The following is a 17,259-nucleotide window of genomic DNA, read 5'->3' as shown; positions in this document are numbered from 1 at the left end:
TTAGTGATGAATCAAGAAGTTTCACAGCTATTAGAACAGATTGATTTACGAAAAGACGAATTACTAGAGCTTACAAAGACCTTAATTCGTTTTGAAACACCGGCACCGCCGGCGAGAAACACAAATGAGGCACAAGAATTTGTTGCAGATTTTCTAAGAAAACGAAATTTTAGTGTTGATAAATGGGATGTATATCCGAATGACCCGAACGTTGTTGGGGTGAAAAAAGGGATAGAAAGTGACACACATAAAAGTCTTATTATTAACGGACATATGGATGTAGCTGAAGTGTCAGCAGATGAGGCGTGGGAAACCAATCCGTTTGAGCCGTTTATAAAAGATGGTTGGTTAGTTGGACGTGGTGCGGCAGATATGAAAGGTGGACTGGCTGGAGCGCTATTTGCTATTCAGCTTTTACAAGAAGCAGGCATTGAATTACCTGGAGATTTAATCTTTCAATCAGTAATTGGGGAAGAAGTTGGAGAGGCAGGTACACTTCAATGCTGCAAAAGGGGATATGATGCTGATTTTGCAGTCGTAGTGGATACGAGTGATTTACATATGCAAGGACAGGGCGGCGTAATTACTGGATGGATTACTGTGAAAAGCCCTCAAACGTTTCATGATGCAACACGTAGGCAAATGATCCATGCTGGCGGACGTTTATTTGGAGCGAGTGCGATTGAAAAAATGATGAAAATTGTGCAAAGTTTACAAGAATTAGAGCGTCATTGGGCAGTTATGAAAACATATGAAGGCTATCCATCTGGAACAACAACAATTAACCCAGCTGTTATTGAAGGTGGACGGCATGCAGCGTTTATTGCGGATGAGTGCCGGTTATGGATAACGGTGCACTTCTATCCGAATGAAACACATGAACAAATAATAAAAGAAATTGAAGAGTATATTGGGAAAGTAGCAGCTGCCGATCCATGGTTAAGTGAAAATCTACCACAATTTAAGTGGGGAGGAGAATCAATGATTGTGGATCGTGGCGAAATTTTTCCTTCTTTAGAAATAGATAGTGAACATGCAGCAGTAAAAAATCTTAGCTCAGTACACGAAGCAATTCTATCTAAAAATGCAATTTTAGATATGTCTGCAACGGTAACGGATGGTGGTTGGTTTAGTGAATTTCATATTCCAGCTGTTATTTACGGACCAGGTACACTAGAAGAAGCTCATTCAATAAATGAGAAAGTTGAAGTAGAACAGTTAATTGAATTTACAAAAGTAATAACCGCATTTATATATGAATGGTGTCATACAAAAAAATAGATTAGTATGTGGAAATCGTACAGGTATGTATACTTGTACGATTTTTTAGTGAACTATTTCAGAGTTGAACAGAAACAACTGAAATAGTTCTTTGTTTTTCTATGTCTTTCGCTTTAGTTCGATTAATTTCTCTTTCGCTAATTCAACAGCAATTGCATCATCTAAATAGCCAATTGGAAAGAGATAGTCGGGGATAATGTCTGTTGATAAAATGAAATATAATAATGCGCCTCCGAGAACTGCACGTTCCTCGTTTGAAATAGTCTCATTGCAAAATTGTTGATACATATCTGTTAATTGTTCAATAAAAGGGCCAGCGCTATCAATTTGTTCTAATTTACTCGCGAAGCTTTCATGAATCCGTTTTTCACCTTCTGTTGTTTGAGCATAGCGTTCATAGTTTTCAAGTTCTTGTTTTACGCGCGTTGTTGTGTAGTCGAAATCGAATAAGTTAGAGGATTGCAGCGTTTGCTGAATGGTATCAAGAGATGTGTACATATCCGTCTTCTCTTTATTAATGTGAGGAGAATCAGGATACATTTCATCAAATAACAATTGGGGTGGAACTTGCAAACATTCTGCAAATTTTTGTAGATGTTTTTGTTTTGGTGGTTGTTTACCATTCATAATTCTTGAGATTGTTGCGGGATCAATATTTGTATGCATTCCTAATTGGCGCATGGATAAGGCACGCTCTTTTAAAAGTTTTTTTATTAATGTACTAAGCCGCTCATTTGGATTTTCTTTAGGCATAGTGAAGGCACTCCTTTCTTATTGTTGAAAAAATGTTGAGCATTTATTACATGTATATGAAACAGACAGGCACAGTTGCTCAACATTTTCATAATATGCATGGAAAAGTGAGAAAAGGGGTGGCTGTTTATGAGTACTGCAGGTTTATTTTCAATTTTTTTAATCGGAATTGCTTCTAATTTAGATAATGCAGGTGTTGGGATTGCATATGGCATTCGTAAAATTCGAATTTCGTGGTTTAATAATTTTATCATTGCATTTTTTGGATTTTTATTTACTTTATTAGCTGGATTTTTTGGGAACTGGATCGCATTATTTATTTCAGAGTTTACGGCAAATTTGATTGGGGCCATTGTTTTAGGCATAATTGGAGTGTTTATTTTATGTCAGCCTTTCTTGGGGCAAAGAAATATCGTAGACTCTAAAGATGGTAATGTACTTATGGGGATTTTACGTGATCCAGAAAAAGCAGATTTCGATGGATCTAAAACAATTAGTTTTTCTGAAGCAATTGTGTTAGGCGTTGCATTGTCTATTAATAATATCGCAGGTGGATTTGATGCTGGGGTAACAAACTTGAATCTGTGGCTTACGGCATGTATTTCTGGGGTGTTTAGTTTTATTTGTATTAGTGGTTTTGCGTATATAGGAAAACGATTTTTAGCAGCATACTTAGGGAAATGGGCTACTGTTATTGCAGGCGTGCTATTAATTCTTATTGGGATAGATCAGTTATTGTAACATACAATGTTCGAGCATTTCCTCGGAAATACTCGAATGAATTGCATATATCGACATCGAATGTGCAATTACCGAAACGTTACTGTTTATATAAATATGAAAGCACCTACATAGGTGCTTTTTCAACGTATATCTTCAATTAGTTGTTCCGATTCTTCATGCATACTGTACTCACTTAAAACTTGAATACAGAGCCACTTTAATTCTTCGATAGTATGTTCAAGTTCTTCAGGAAGCACGTGATGAATGTCTTCAAGTCCCATTCCGAAATGAATAAGTTCAAGCACTTGATCATCGATGTTCCGATCCATTAATAGTTCAAGTACTTCTAAATTGAATATGTATCGGTGAGCTTCATCGAGTGAAACCACTTTTAACTTCAAGCTTTCTACAATACTCAATATAAAAAGAAGTATTGTTTTTTCAAGAACAGGCTGTTTTTCCATTTGAAATATTAGTTTCATCTTTCACACCTCCACATATAGCGTTAGGTTGTACTATATTATTCAGGAGGGGGGAGCAAATATGCATAATATAGAGAAACTTTCAGTACGGTTTTTGTGAGGGGACGGATAGCTGATAAAGTTGAGTGTTTTATGTAATAAAAAAATCCTGCTAGTATAGCAGGATAGCTCTCAATTAAAAAATGCTCCAACCTTCTTGAGCAGAAAGAAGTTCAAGAATTTTAAAACCAGCGATACTATTTCCGTTTGCATCTAAAGCCGGTCCGAAAATACCAATTCCCATTTCTCCTTTTACACAGCCGAAAATGCCACCAGCTACACCACTTTTTGCTGGAATACCAACACGAATCGCAAATTCACCAGATTCGTTGTACATACCACATGTAACCATAAATGTTTTACAGATTTTTGTAATATGTTTAGGGATAATTTGTTTTTTCTTATATGGATCATATCCATCCATCGCAAAAATTAAGCCGATACGTGCTAAATCGATACAGTTTACTTCAACTGCACATTGACGAGTGTATAGATCCATAAGTTCTTCGATGTCACAATCGATAATTCCGTTTTGTTTCATATAGTAACAAAGTGAACGGTTTAAATAAGCTGTCTCTAATTCTGAATTGGCAACTTTAGAAGAATAATTAATAGTAGGATTATCTGTTATTTCACGTACAAAATGAAGGATACGCTCCATTTTTTCTTCATTATCTTTTCCTGTTAACATGCTTGTAATGGCTAATGCTCCTGCATTAATCATTGGATTAAGTGGCTTAGAAGGACTTGTCGTTTCTAACTTAATAATAGAATTAAATGGATCACCAGTTGGTTCCATTCCAACTTTAGAAAATACGTATTCTTCACCACGATCTAAAAGGGCAAGTGCAAGTGTAATTACTTTTGAAATACTTTGAAGAGTAAATAGTGTTTGTGAGTTGCCAGCATGGATGTATTCTGTTTCTTTATGGAAAATGGCAATCCCTAAATCATCTGGATTTGCATTTCCTAGTTCGGGGATATAAGTAGCAAGCTTTCCTTTTTTCGTATATGGTTTTACTTGTTCTAACAACTGTTGTAAGTTGTTTGTTTCAATGCACTGCATAGTACCAACGCTCCTATTTCGAATTAACTACGTTTACTTTTCCCGATATGCTCGGAAATAAATAATAACATGAAAAAGTGGAATGATAAAACGAAAGTTACATGTTCTATAGTAGGTATTTCATTTCGAGTATTCTATATTTAAACAGGAGAATTTTCCTTTTATATAACAGTTTGGAAATAGGAGATTTATCCATAAAAAATTCGAAAATAAAAACTACACATCTATACAACTATATGTTATTATGGTTATGTAAATAGAAAGCGTTTTCTAAAGCGTACTTATAATGATAACGATTTCATAAATTTGATAGGGGGAATTAAAATGTTGCAGTTTTTACAACGTATTGGTAAAGCGTTAATGCTTCCAATCGCCGTACTACCAGCAGCAGGATTATTGCTTCGTTTAGGGCAACCGGATGTATTTGATATTCCTGTTATGGCACAGGCCGGCGCAGCGGTTTTTGATAATTTAGCACTTATTTTTGCAATTGGTATTGCAATCGGTCTTTCAGTTGATGGTAGTGGTGCAGCAGGTCTTGCAGGTGCAATTGGTTATCTGGTTATGAAAAACAGTATTGATGCACTTAGTAAGGGATATTCTACTGTAGAATTACAAGATAAATTAGGTAAAGTTCAAGATTTAATAGGCAATAGCGCAAATGTAGATCCATCTAAGCTGGCAGATACAATGACACAAGTATCTAAGGCCGCCGAATTATCGACTAAAGTGGATATGAAAGTTTTAGGTGGTATTATTGTCGGCGTTATAGCAGGATTCCTTTATAATAAATTCCATAAGATTAAACTTCCAGAATGGTTAGGTTTCTTTGCTGGAAAACGTTTCGTTCCGATTGTTACATCGGTTGTGATGCTAATATTAGGAATTCTATTCGCTCAAATTTGGCCAGCAATTCAAAATGGCATCGATGCATTAGCTCATGGAATTGTTAATTTAGGTGCAGTTGGTTCAGGTCTATTTGGTTTATTAAACCGTCTATTAATTCCAATTGGTTTACACCATGTAATGAACACATACTTCTGGTTCGTATTTGGTGACTTTACAAATGCAGCAGGTAATGTTGTAAATGGTGATATTGCTCGCTTCCTTGCAGGGGATAAAACGGCAGGTATGTTTATGACTGGTTTCTTCCCAGTTATGATGTTCGGTTTACCAGCAGCATGTTTCGCAATGATTGCAGCTGCTAAACCAGAAAAACGTAAAATGGTTACAGGTATGTTAGGTGGTCTAGCATTAACTTCATTCTTAACTGGTATTACAGAACCAATTGAATTCTCATTCATGTTCTTATCACCAGTATTATATGGTATTCATGCCGTGTTAACAGGTATTTCTTTATTTGTAACAACATCACTTGGCATTCACGATGGTTTCACATTTAGTGCCGGTGCAATTGATTACTTCTTAAACTTCGGTATTGCAACAAAACCAGTATTGCTAGCGGGAATCGGTTTAATTTACGCAGTAATTTACTTTGTAGTATTCTACTTCTTAATTAAGAAGTTTGACCTGAAAACCCCTGGTCGTGAAGATGACGATGAGTTAGCTGAAGAGGGTGATGCGCCAGTTGCAGGTTCAATTGGTGAAACTTACGTAGCAGCTTTAGGTGGAAAAGAAAACTTAACGGTTATTGATAACTGTGCAACACGTTTACGCTTACAAGTGAAAGATGCTGGTCAAGTAAACGAAGCAGCATTAAAACGTGCTGGTGCAAAAGGTGTTATGAAATTAAGTAATACGAGTGTCCAAGTTATCGTAGGTACAAATGTTGAATCTGTTGCCGATGATATGAAAAAACACGTATAAATAATGAGATAAGAGGATATCCTCTTTTTTTGTTAACAATTTAACAGCAATCTTACTTTTGTAAATTTTCTTTTTCTTTTTTATACATATAGGTTGGTAATATGTGCAGTGCGTGATAAAGTAGGGATGACATAGAATTGAGTATCCATAATCTACTAAAAAAATCTTTAGTAGAGGAAGTAAATTATTGTTGAGTAAGGGGAAAAAAGCAATCATGGATCAAGAAAAAAATAATGCGAATGGGAAATCACGTCGGCCGATTGTATACATAAAAAGAACAATCATTCTCGTCTTACTATTTTCACTTGTATATTTCATGTATACAAAAATTGTTGCGCATAATAAGAAAGAAGAAACTTTAAAAGCAGCGGCAGAAATGAAGAAACAAGAAGAGCTGAAAAAGAAAGAAGAAGAAAAAAAGAAGCAAGAAGCACAAAAACAAAAAGAGCAGGAAGAACAAGTGAAGCAAGTACAAGCTTTGGAAAAGCCTGCTGAGGGACCACCTCAAGAAATTAATGAAAACGCTCAATTAGATCAATATTTACAAAATGCAGGATTTAGCGGGACAGCTGTTATTGTGAAGAACGGAAAAGTTCTTTTGAATAAAGGATACGGTATGGCGAACAAAGAGAAACAAGTACCGAATAATTCAGAGACAACTTTTTATATTGGTTCTATTTCAAAGGCGTTTGTAGCGACTGCTATTATGCAATTAAAAGATCAAAATAAATTAAACGTAGAGGATACGGTTGCGAAGTATATTCCAGATTTCCCTCAAGGTAATGGGATTCAGTTAAAACATTTACTAACACATACATCAGGAATTCCAGAGTATGAACAGGGAATAGAAGATATTTCTCATGAAGAATTGATAAAACGAATAGGAAAGCAAAAGCGTATTGGGAGTCCAGGAGAGAAATGGAAGTATTCCGATTCGAACTATTCTATACTGGCCTACATCGCTGAGAAGGTAAGTGGACAACCGTTAGAAGAGTACATTAAACAACATATTTTTGCTACTGCGGGTATGAAACATTCTGGTTTCGGTAAAGCGCTAGAGCAAACAAGGTTTCCGTCGACAGGTTATAAAATAGTAAATAACAATATGACAACACCTAATATTCCAAGTATGTCACAACTATATGGTTGTGGTGATATATATACAAGTGCACATGATTTATATTTATTTAATGAAGCACTCTTCTCTGGAAAGTTGATTTCAAAAGAGAGTTATGATCAAATGTTTACGGCCGTGAAAAAGGATTACGGATTTGGTTGGTATGTAGACCAGGAAGTTATTCAAACCACGGTGTAATGCCAGGATGGAATTGTTTAAATGGATTTAGTAAAAACGGAAGTGTGTATGTCGTTTTATTATCTAACATTCAAAACAACATTAAATCATTTGGTAAAGTGAATAACGACATTTACACGATGTTGCGAAATATCGAAGTGTAAGAGACTATCCTTTTGGATGGTCTTTTTTTATTGAGGAAGTGTATGTGCAATGAGATAATAAAAAAAATGGAAAAGGGGGAGGGGTATGAGTATACATAAACATCACGCACGTAACGCGAAACGAATTTTTTTTGTATCTGTCATCGTATGGATTATTGTCGCAATTGGACTAGTAATGGAATATAAAAAAGGGGTGCTATTCACTTCGGAGAAAGAAAATCTAAAATTAATAGGTATTGTACTGCCAGCATTTGGATTGTTAATATATAGTTTTATAGAAAAAAGAAGATCAAAAATGCTTAAACAGGAAAATTATAATATAGAGACTTCTGAATTGTTTGAGCAACAAAAATTTGTTGTTCGCAAAGAGGTAGGGATATTTCAAGTAATAACATACTTTGGGTTAGATGGCAGTGCAGTAGGTTTTTTAAAAGAAGAGTATGATTTTGTTATGCAACGTGTATGGCAAGTTGTACTTTCTTTTTTTGTTAAGGGACTACATAAGCAACAATTTTATTTATATAACCACTCGGGAGAAAGATTGTTGCGTGTTCAAAAGAAGATGGGAGTACGCAATTTTTATATTTTTTCCGATGTAGAGGGAAAGAAAATTGGAGAATTGAAACAAGTAATAAGTTTAAAGAAGTGGGAATGGATCTTTTTAGGAGTGGATGGTAAAGAATTTGGTAAAGTGACGGGGGACCTTTCAGCAACAATGCAAAAAATAGACTGGCGAGATGGAACGCATATTGATGTGAAAGAAGATGGTATTCCGTTAGAAGCTGTTAAGTATTTCTCGGCCAGTGGTGGTTCACTAGTTACAGCTTCTATAAGTGAACAGGCAGAATTACCACGAGCGGTTTATTACAGCGTCTCTGCCATAATTACAATTAAAAATTAAAATATATATAAGGATAGATGGGACACCATCTATCTTTTTTTTGTGATTAGAAAAGATTGTTTCTTTGAAAAATGTATGTCTTACCTATCACAAAAAAAGTCTGCTTTGTATACATTAAGATGTATGAATGTAATTTTTATATTAAAAAAAATAATAGGAGGAGAAGTGTATGTGTCTGTTCGGTAAGTATTGGAAAAAGTTATCGAGATTGTTTAATAGGCAATTAGATTATTTTTTAGATAATAAGTTATTGCCGGCTGTGGAACGACTTTTATTTTCACAAAACTTCGCAAGGTTTATTCAAAGAAATTCAAAGAAAGCTACGGAAGAGTTTATTGAATCAAGTCAATTTCAATCTATTATTTGTAACATATTAAAAGAATGTAATACATCACCTTTTAAAGAAATTGCAAAGCAGTATTTGGGTAAAAATGTAGAAATTACTGTAACGGTTGGACAGTTAACGGGTGTGATTGTCGCGGTTGGGGATGATTTCTTAACACTGCAAGAAGGAATAGGAACAGAAGTTTTATTACCATTTATAAGTATTATATCAATTAAAGAAGTGTAAGAAAGGAGACTTATATATGTTATTTACTGATGAATTGCGTAACCATGTTGGTGAGTTAATGCAAGTTGTGACAGCTGTTGAAATTGTTGCAGGTATTCTGTTATCTGTGACAGACGGGGCAGTAAGCGTTCGTACTTCTCCTTCTTATGGGCCACCGGAAGATGTAGTTGTACGTATTCCTATTATTTCTTATGTTCGCTTGGAAGGGTAAGAGTGATACAAGTATGAGAGTATCAGTTGTTATTCCAGTGCATAATGAAGCGAGTACTTTATCACAAGTTTTAGTAGAAGTAGAGAAATTGAAACCATATGAAATTATCGTAGTAGATAATGGATCGACAGATGGGACGAAAGAAATAGCGTTACAACATCATTGCCATGTCATTTATTATCAATATTCTCTTGGTAATGATGTTGGACGGGCAATTGGAGCAAGAGAAGCGAAAGGTGATATTGTTTTATTTTTAGATGGTGACATCGTTATTGATAATAAAGAGTTGCAACGTTTCATAAAAGGAATTCAGCAAGGTCACCAAATTGTTGTGAATAATTTAACATGGTCAGTTTGTTTAAAGATGAGGCCGCATTATACGACAGTCGGAAAGTTTATGTTGAATCGTTATTTGGATAAAAAAGAGCTTGTTGTTGGTTCTTTAATCGCAATTCCACATGCAATGAGTAGAGAAGTTATTCAGAAATTTGGTTGGTGGAATTTAGCAGATCCAGCACTATTTCAAGCGATGGCGATGTCTAGAGGAGTAGATATTGTTGATATGGCTTCGGTCGATGTTATTCATACAAATAAAGTGCGTCCTGTTCATACTGGTACATCGCCTGGTTCGCCTTATCCGAAAGCGACTAGTCGTATTATGGGGGATCATTTACGTGCTTTGCAATATGTAATCGAAACATATGGTAAGCGTGTTGGTTTTTCGGAAGGAAAAAGGGATAGAGAGCTTGTAGGAAAGTATAAACCAGTTATATTACAAAAGAAAAAAGCGAAATATAGTGCGATTATCCCAGTATCAGAAGAAAAAATGACTATAAGGTCTGTTATACAAGAAGTAAAAAAAGCAGGTGTAGATGAAATTATAGTGGTTGCGAATGGAGCTGATATGCAGACAATTAAACAAGCAAAGCTAGAGGATGTTATCGTTATTGAATTCGGGGAAGCACTCGGACATAATGTGGCCCGGGCGATAGGAGCTATGCATGCTACGGCTGATATTTGTTTATTTGTCGACGGTGATTTTGTTATTCCGGGAAAAAAGCTAATTCCATTTTTACATGCGATTGAAGATGGGCATGATGTGGCATTAAATGATTTACAGTGTTTATTAGATATGTTTCATCCGGCAGATCCAATTAGCATGGGGAAATATTTTGTGAATTTGGTAGCGAAGCGACCAGATTTATGGAATAACTCATTAACGGCAGTACCACATGCTATGCATAAAAAGGTAATAGAGAAAATAGGATATGATTCTCTTATCATTCCGCCACTAGCTCAGATGAAAGCTATTTTGGAGGGATTCTCTATTACAGCGGTAGAGTTTGTAGATGTTATAAAAACAAATCGGGTACGCCCAGAGCAACATGGATTTGTAAATGGGCGTATTCCAGCATTTGATCGTATTTTTGGGGATCAACTTGAGGCAATTGCATATTTATTGGAATCCACAGACGAGCGTGGGAGTTTTACAGATGGAGAGCGGGATAGAAATATAATTCAACAATTGAGAAAGGAAGAAGAGAATACAGATGAATGTTAGTAGTACAGTTGCCATTATCGGATTAGGATATGTTGGCCTTCCTTTGGCAGTTCATTTTGCAGAGAGAGGACATACAGTAATTGGATTAGATAAAGATACTAGAAAAATAGAATCGATTATAAAAGGAGAAAGTTATATTCCAGATGTTTCTTCTAAATTGTTACAAAGTTTATTGAGTAAAAAAATTTAATAGTAAATACACCAGATCAAGGTATTGCTGATTTTCAAAATAGTGATTATGTTATTGTCACTGTTCCGACGCCAATTAATGAAAAAAGAGAACCGGACTTAAGTGCCCTCATTTCAGCTTCTCATTATATACAACAACACCTTCAAAAAGGACAAACCTTCATTTTCGAAAGCTCCACATATCCAGGCACACTTGAGGAAGTTATTATTCCGATTATTTCTCAAGCAGGTCAAAAGGTAGGAGAAGATTTCTATATCGGATATTCTCCTGAGAGGATTGATCCGGCTAATAGTCACTATTCCGTTCAAACGATTCCAAAAGTTATTAGTGGACAAACAGAAACGTGTAAACAAAAAGTACAGGAGTTGTATAGTACTACATTTGATGTAGTTGTTCCAGTTAGTTCTCCGAAAGTAGCGGAAATGTGTAAGCTATTTGAAAATATTCAGCGCCTAGTCAATATTTCATTAGTAAATGAGTTAAACACATTATGTGAAAGTTTAGGAATTGATTTTTATGAGGCGCTTGAAGCTGCATCTACAAAACCGTTTGGATTTACTCCATATTGGCCAGGGCCAGGGATAGGGGGACACTGTATTCCAGTAGACCCTCTATATTTTCAATGGAGAATAAAAAAGAATGGAGCAATCAGTCAATTAATTGAGGCGGCACATGTAATTAATGAAGAAATGCCAGAGAAAATAGTCAGGAAAGTAAAAGGCGTGGTGCAATCACCTGCATCGGTTTTAATTGTAGGGATTGCGTATAAGAAAGATGTAAATGACTTAAGAGAATCGCCAGCGTTGCCAATTATTGAATTGTTAATAGAAGAAGGATATGAGATAGAATATCATGATCCATATATTTCTTCTGCAAAATTTGGAGATAAGGTGTATCAATCTGTTTCTTTGGATGAACAAGTCATGAAACAAGCGAGTTGTATTTTAATTTTAACTGATCACTCTAATATCGATTGGAAGCTTTTTAAAGGAATGAAGCGAGTAATAGATACACGTGGAATTGTAAAGAAGGTGAGTGTATGAGTAAGAAATGTTTAATTACAGGTGGAGCAGGATTCATTGGATCGCATCTAGCTGAAGAATTGGTGAAAAGAGGTTATGGGGTCACAATTGTTGATAACTTCTATAAAGGAAAAAATAAATATCATGATGAGTTAATGAAAGAAATTCGGGTTATTCCAATAAGCGTTTTAGATAAAAATTCAATTTATGAATTAGTAAATCAACATGATGTAGTGTTTCATTTAGCAGCAATTTTAGGTGTGAAAACGACAATGGAGAAGAGTATAGAGCTTATTGAAACGAATTTTGATGGAACGAGAAACATTTTACAAGCGGCGCTAAAAGGAAAGAAGAAAGTGGTCTTTGCGTCTACTTCAGAAGTATATGGCAAGGCAAAGCCACCCTTCTCTGAAGAGGGGGATCGATTATACGGGGCGACTTCTAAAATACGTTGGAGTTATGCAATTTGTAAAACGTTAGAAGAAACATTGTGTTTAGGATACGCTTTAGAAGGTTTACCTGTAACGGTTGTTCGTTATTTTAATATTTATGGTCCAAGAGCGAAAGATGGTCCGTATGCAGGGGTAATCCCACGATTTATTAGTGCGGCCCTGCAAGGAGAAGACATTCTCGTATATGGAGATGGAAAGCAGACACGTTGCTTTACGTATGTGAGTGATGCGGTAGAGGCAACGATTCGAGCGATGGATGAGAAGGTAAATGGCGAGATTATTAATATAGGTTCTGAGAACGAAAAGAGTATAAAACAAGTAGCAGAAGTAATTAAAAAGCTAACGAAATCTTCTTCAAAGCTTGTCCAAGTTCCTTTCGAAGAGGTATACCCACATGGCTTTGAAGAAATTCCAAATAGAAGACCAGATGTAACGAAATTAAAAGAACTTGTGCAGTTTGAAGCGACAGTAACGTGGGAACAAGGATTGAAAGAAACTATTAAATGGTTTCGTGAAGAAAACAATGGCTAAGTCGCTATCAATTATTATACCTGTATGTAATGAAGCGGATACGATTTCAGACGTTATTCAATCGGTAAAAGGATTAAATCCAATAGAGATTATTGTAGTAGCAAACGGTTGTAACGATGGTACAGAAGAGGTTGCCAGTCGTTTAGGGTGTAAAGTAATCGAGTATACAGAGCTACTCGGGAACGATGTTGGACGTGCGGTTGGCGCAAAACACGCGATAGGTGATGTACTACTATTTATAGATGGAGATTTTGCTATTCAAACTTCAAAATTACAATTATTCCTGAATCCAATTTTACATGATCAGGCCGACATCGTTTTAAATAATTTGGACGCATTATTTTTAAAGAAACAAAAACCACACTCTATAACAGTATGGCGCCAAATATTAAATGCAATGCTAGAGCGTGAAGAGTTAAAAATCGATTCTTTGTTATCTGTACCTCATGCGTTGACGAAAGAAGTTGTTCAAAGCATTGGATATGAATGTTTTGTGAATCCTATTGTCGCCCATTTACGCTTAGTTCAAAGCAAATGGAGAATTAGCCGCCATTGTGCAATTGACGTTATTACGCCGAATAAATTTCGGCCGACCGAGCATGCAGCGTATGGCACGGGTCTTTCTCAATCTGAAAAACGGATGATAGGTGACCATATAGAAGCTGTAGCGGAGCGAATAGCGGGCAGTGATGAGCGCGGAGGGTATTATGATGGAAATAGGAAAAGAGAGTGTGTTTATCATACTTTAAGTTTCGAAGATTTTTATCAAGGATGGGGCGTCGTATCTAAGTTGTATAAAGGAAAGCAATTATCGGTCATTATTCCTGTACAAGATGAAGAGAAAACAATTGGAAACGTTATAGAAGAGCTTCGCAAAATTGAACCTTTTGAAATTATCGTTGTTGTAAATGGTTCGTCTGATAAAACAGCAACGATTGCAAAAGACAAGGGAGCAACAACAATTGTATATAAAGAAGCACTTGGAAATGATGTAGGGCGTTCACTTGGAACTTATTTTGCAAAAGGAGAAATTGTATTATTTATAGACGGTGACTTTGTTATTCCAGCTAGGGAATTATATCCTTTCGCAAAAGCTATTGCAGATGGAATGGATGTCGCCTTAAATGATCTAAATCATTATTTAGATTTAAGAGTACCGCTTCACCTTGTAACTGCATTTAAATATGCATTAAATTTAGCTTGTGATAGAAAAGATCTAGGAGTAGGCTCTCTTATCGCTGTACCGAATGCGTTTAGTCGTAAGTGTTTGAAAGAAATCGGATATAGATCTTTACTTTCACCTTGTGTAGCCCAAGTGAAAGCTATTCTGTCAGGATTCGAGATCGCGTGTGTTAGTCGTGTAGAGGTCGATAAGATGAACCGTATTCGTCCCAGTGAACATTTTGCAAAAATAGGTCATCCTCCAGCTGTCTTGCGAATTATAGGTGATCATATAGAAGGATTAGAGCAATTAATTGTATTAGAAGGTAGTCGTGGTGGATTCTATGATGGGAATAGAAAAAGAGATGTTTTAGAGTAGTAACAAAAAAAGTGTACAACATATGTACACTTTTTTGTTCTGTTATAAAAACTATAACAGATTAGGAGATAAGAGTATTACAGCTCTACAATGGGTATTGTTTTTATATTACAAAATAGGACTCGTATATAAGGATACCAAAAAAATACAATTAAGGAAAGGGTTAATTATAAAGGCTTTTAAGTGAAGTTAACACTATGCATATAGTAGTTTGCTCAAAATTTCACAAACATGTCACAACTATTTCGTTCACTTTCGCAAAAAAGTAGTATTCTAAGTGTGTAAGCTGTTATATAAAAAATCTTAGTCCTGTACTAATCAAAAATGGAGGAGATTAGGATGACTCAAGTATTAGAAAATGTTAAAAACGCATGGGAAAACTTTAAAGGTGAAAAATGGAAAGCAGAGATTGATGTTCGCGATTTCATTTTAAATAATGTAAACGTTTTCGAAGGAGATGAATCTTTCTTAGCGGGAGCAACTGAAGCAACGAAACAACTTTGGGATCAAGTAATGGATTTAACAACGAAAGAACGTGAAAACGGTGGCGTTCTTGATATGGATACAAAAATTGTTTCTTCTATTACATCACATGACCCAGGATATTTAAATAAAGATATTGAAAAAGTAGTTGGTTTCCAAACTGAAAAACCATTTAAACGTTCTTTACAACCATATGGTGGTATTCGTATGGCGGAACAAGCTTGTGAATCTTATGGATACGAAATGGATAAAGAACTTAGTCGTATTTTCAGAGACTGGAGAAAAACTCATAATCAAGGTGTATTTGATGCATACACACCAGAAATGAAAGCAGCTCGTAGATCAGGTGTAATTACTGGTCTTCCAGATGCATACGGACGTGGACGTATTATCGGTGACTACCGACGCGTAGCACTATATGGTATTGATCATTTAATTGAAGTGAAAAAAGCTGATTTGAATTTAACTGGTGGTGTAATGAGCGAAGAGACAATGCGTTTACGCGAAGAGTTATCTGAGCAAATGCGTGCACTTCAAGAGTTAAAACAAATGGCTGCTTCTCATGGCTTTGATATTTCTAAGCCTGCAACAAACGCGCAAGAAGCATTCCAATGGTTATATTTCGCATATCTTGCAGCTATTAAAGAGCAAAACGGAGCTGCGATGAGTCTTGGACGTACTTCTACATTCTTAGATATTTATATTGAAAGAGATTTAGCAAATGGTACTTTAACAGAAGAAGAAGTACAAGAAATTGTGGATCACTTCATTATGAAATTACGTCTTGTGAAATTTGCAAGAACACCTGATTATAATGAATTATTCTCTGGTGATCCAACTTGGGTAACTGAGTCTATCGGTGGTATGGCATTAGATGGTCGTCCATTAGTAACAAAAAACTCATTCCGTTTCTTGCATACATTAGATAATTTAGGACCAGCTCCAGAACCAAACTTAACAGTTCTTTGGTCTAAACAATTACCACAGAACTTTAAAAACTACTGTGCGAAAATGTCTATTAAAACATCAGCAATTCAATATGAAAATGATGATATTATGCGTGCTGACTACGGTGCTGACTACGGAATTGCTTGTTGTGTATCTGTAATGAGAATTGGTAAACAAATGCAGTTCTTCGGTGCACGTGCAAACTTAGCAAAAGCATTACTATATGCGATTAACGGTGGTAAAGATGAAAAATCTAAAGCACAAGTTGGTCCTGAGTACGCACCAATTACTTCTGAAGTATTAGATTATGAAGAAGTTATGCATAAGTTTGATATGACAATGGAATGGTTAGCGGGTCTATATTTAAACACATTAAATGTTATTCACTACATGCACGATAAATATAGCTACGAACGTATTGAAATGGCACTTCATGATACAAATGTTCTTCGTACAATGGCAACAGGTATCGCGGGTCTATCTGTAGTAGCAGACTCTTTAAGTGCAATTAAACACGCAAAAGTAAAACCAATTCGTGATGAAAACGGAATTGCAGTTGACTTTGAAATCGAAGGAGATTTCCCTAAATACGGTAACAATGATGATCGTGTAGATGAAATCGCTGTAAATCTTGTGAAAACATTTATGAATAAACTTCGTAAACATAAAACATACAGAAATTCTGTTCATACAATGTCGATCTTAACAATCACATCTAACGTTGTATACGGTAAGAAAACTGGTAACACTCCAGATGGTCGCCGTACTGGAGAACCATTTGCACCAGGTGCGAACCCAATGCATGGCCGTGATACAAAAGGTGCATTAGCTTCATTATTATCTGTAGCTAAATTACCATATGAAGATGCACAAGATGGTATTTCTAATACATTCTCTATTATTCCAAAAGCACTTGGTAAAGAAGATGATGTACAAGTACGTAACTTAGTATCAATGCTTGATGGTTATGCAGTAAAAGAAGGTCATCACTTAAATATTAACGTATTTAATCGTGAAACATTAATGGATGCAATGGAACATCCTGAAAAATATCCACAATTAACAATTCGCGTATCTGGTTACGCTGTAAACTTTATTAAATTAACTCGTGAACAACAAATCGATGTAATTAACCGTACAATGCATGAAAGTATGTAAGTGAAAAAGTGTCCCTCTGCTTTATATAAATAGCAGGGGGAGGCTGCTTCAATAAAGGAGGA

Annotated in this window: 13 protein-coding genes and 3 pseudogenes; 13 read left to right on the top strand and 3 right to left on the bottom strand. The window is 35.7% G+C overall.

Annotated features, from left to right (window positions below; translation table 11 throughout):
- Positions 1 to 6: 6 nt before the first annotated feature.
- Positions 7 to 1,281 carry an acetylornithine deacetylase gene (locus PDL00_RS19935; protein ID WP_242254576.1) on the top strand — a complete coding sequence of 425 codons (1,275 nt, stop codon included), beginning with the start codon at positions 7 to 9 and terminating at the stop codon, positions 1,279 to 1,281.
- Positions 1,282 to 1,380: 99 nt separating this feature from the next.
- Here the strand turns inward: PDL00_RS19935 and PDL00_RS19930 are convergent, their stop codons facing one another.
- Positions 1,381 to 2,034, bottom strand: a complete 654-nt coding sequence (locus PDL00_RS19930) for a DUF1232 domain-containing protein (protein WP_088022750.1) — start codon at positions 2,032 to 2,034, stop codon at positions 1,381 to 1,383.
- A 129-nt stretch (positions 2,035 to 2,163) separates the two neighbouring features.
- Between PDL00_RS19930 and PDL00_RS19925 the strand changes: the two genes are divergently transcribed.
- A complete protein-coding gene (locus tag PDL00_RS19925; RefSeq protein ID WP_242254574.1) occupies positions 2,164 to 2,775 on the top strand; it encodes a manganese efflux pump in 612 nt (203 codons plus the stop codon).
- 122 nt (positions 2,776 to 2,897) lie between these two features.
- Here the strand turns inward: PDL00_RS19925 and PDL00_RS19920 are convergent, their stop codons facing one another.
- Positions 2,898 to 3,239, bottom strand: coding sequence for a DUF3969 family protein (locus PDL00_RS19920; RefSeq protein WP_000766602.1), 342 nt, complete (start codon positions 3,237 to 3,239; stop codon positions 2,898 to 2,900).
- A 175-nt stretch (positions 3,240 to 3,414) separates the two neighbouring features.
- The gene (glsA, locus tag PDL00_RS19915) at positions 3,415 to 4,344 is read right to left on the bottom strand and encodes a glutaminase A (protein WP_063221674.1); all 930 of its coding nucleotides are present in this window, start codon (positions 4,342 to 4,344) and stop codon (positions 3,415 to 3,417) included.
- A gap of 69 nt (positions 4,345 to 4,413) precedes the next feature.
- Here glsA and PDL00_RS34750 point away from each other — a divergent pair.
- The 11 genes and pseudogenes from PDL00_RS34750 to pflB all read left to right on the top strand — a co-directional run.
- Positions 4,414 to 4,485: pseudogene (locus tag PDL00_RS34750) on the top strand (transcriptional regulator); the annotation flags it as partial.
- A gap of 183 nt (positions 4,486 to 4,668) precedes the next feature.
- On the top strand, positions 4,669 to 6,171 hold the full coding sequence (gene nagE, locus PDL00_RS19910) for an N-acetylglucosamine-specific PTS transporter subunit IIBC (protein WP_270730811.1): 1,503 nt from the start codon (positions 4,669 to 4,671) through the stop codon (positions 6,169 to 6,171).
- Positions 6,172 to 6,385: 214 nt separating this feature from the next.
- Positions 6,386 to 7,629, top strand: a pseudogene (locus PDL00_RS19905) (serine hydrolase domain-containing protein).
- 85 nt (positions 7,630 to 7,714) lie between these two features.
- Entirely contained in the window at positions 7,715 to 8,530 is an 816-nt protein-coding gene (locus PDL00_RS19900; RefSeq protein ID WP_242254568.1) for a sugar ABC transporter ATP-binding protein, read from the top strand.
- Positions 8,531 to 8,699: 169 nt separating this feature from the next.
- On the top strand, positions 8,700 to 9,101 hold the full coding sequence (locus PDL00_RS19895; RefSeq protein WP_242254565.1) for a DUF2642 domain-containing protein: 402 nt from the start codon (positions 8,700 to 8,702) through the stop codon (positions 9,099 to 9,101).
- A gap of 16 nt (positions 9,102 to 9,117) precedes the next feature.
- Entirely contained in the window at positions 9,118 to 9,312 is a 195-nt protein-coding gene (locus PDL00_RS19890) for a hypothetical protein (RefSeq protein WP_270730809.1), read from the top strand.
- Entirely contained in the window at positions 9,293 to 10,873 is a 1,581-nt protein-coding gene (locus PDL00_RS19885) for a glycosyltransferase family 2 protein (RefSeq protein WP_442868342.1), read from the top strand. Before PDL00_RS19890 ends, PDL00_RS19885 begins: the two co-directional genes overlap by 20 nt.
- Positions 10,863 to 12,106 (top strand): annotated as a pseudogene (locus tag PDL00_RS19880) (nucleotide sugar dehydrogenase). Before PDL00_RS19885 ends, PDL00_RS19880 begins: the two are co-directional and overlap by 11 nt.
- Entirely contained in the window at positions 12,103 to 13,068 is a 966-nt protein-coding gene (locus PDL00_RS19875; RefSeq protein WP_242254552.1) for an NAD-dependent epimerase/dehydratase family protein, read from the top strand. Before PDL00_RS19880 ends, PDL00_RS19875 begins: the two are co-directional and overlap by 4 nt.
- Entirely contained in the window at positions 13,061 to 14,608 is a 1,548-nt protein-coding gene (locus tag PDL00_RS19870) for a glycosyltransferase family 2 protein (protein WP_242254551.1), read from the top strand. Before PDL00_RS19875 ends, PDL00_RS19870 begins: the two co-directional genes overlap by 8 nt.
- 339 nt (positions 14,609 to 14,947) lie before the next feature.
- Positions 14,948 to 17,197 carry a formate C-acetyltransferase gene (gene pflB / locus PDL00_RS19865; RefSeq protein WP_270730804.1) on the top strand — a complete coding sequence of 750 codons (2,250 nt, stop codon included), beginning with the start codon at positions 14,948 to 14,950 and terminating at the stop codon, positions 17,195 to 17,197.
- Positions 17,198 to 17,259: the final 62 nt, after the last annotated feature.

This window comes from Bacillus cereus group sp. TH152-1LC (assembly GCF_027710505.1).
GTDB lineage: Bacteria > Bacillota > Bacilli > Bacillales > Bacillaceae_G > Bacillus_A > Bacillus_A mobilis.
This window is presented reverse-complemented; position numbering and strand designations above follow the sequence as displayed.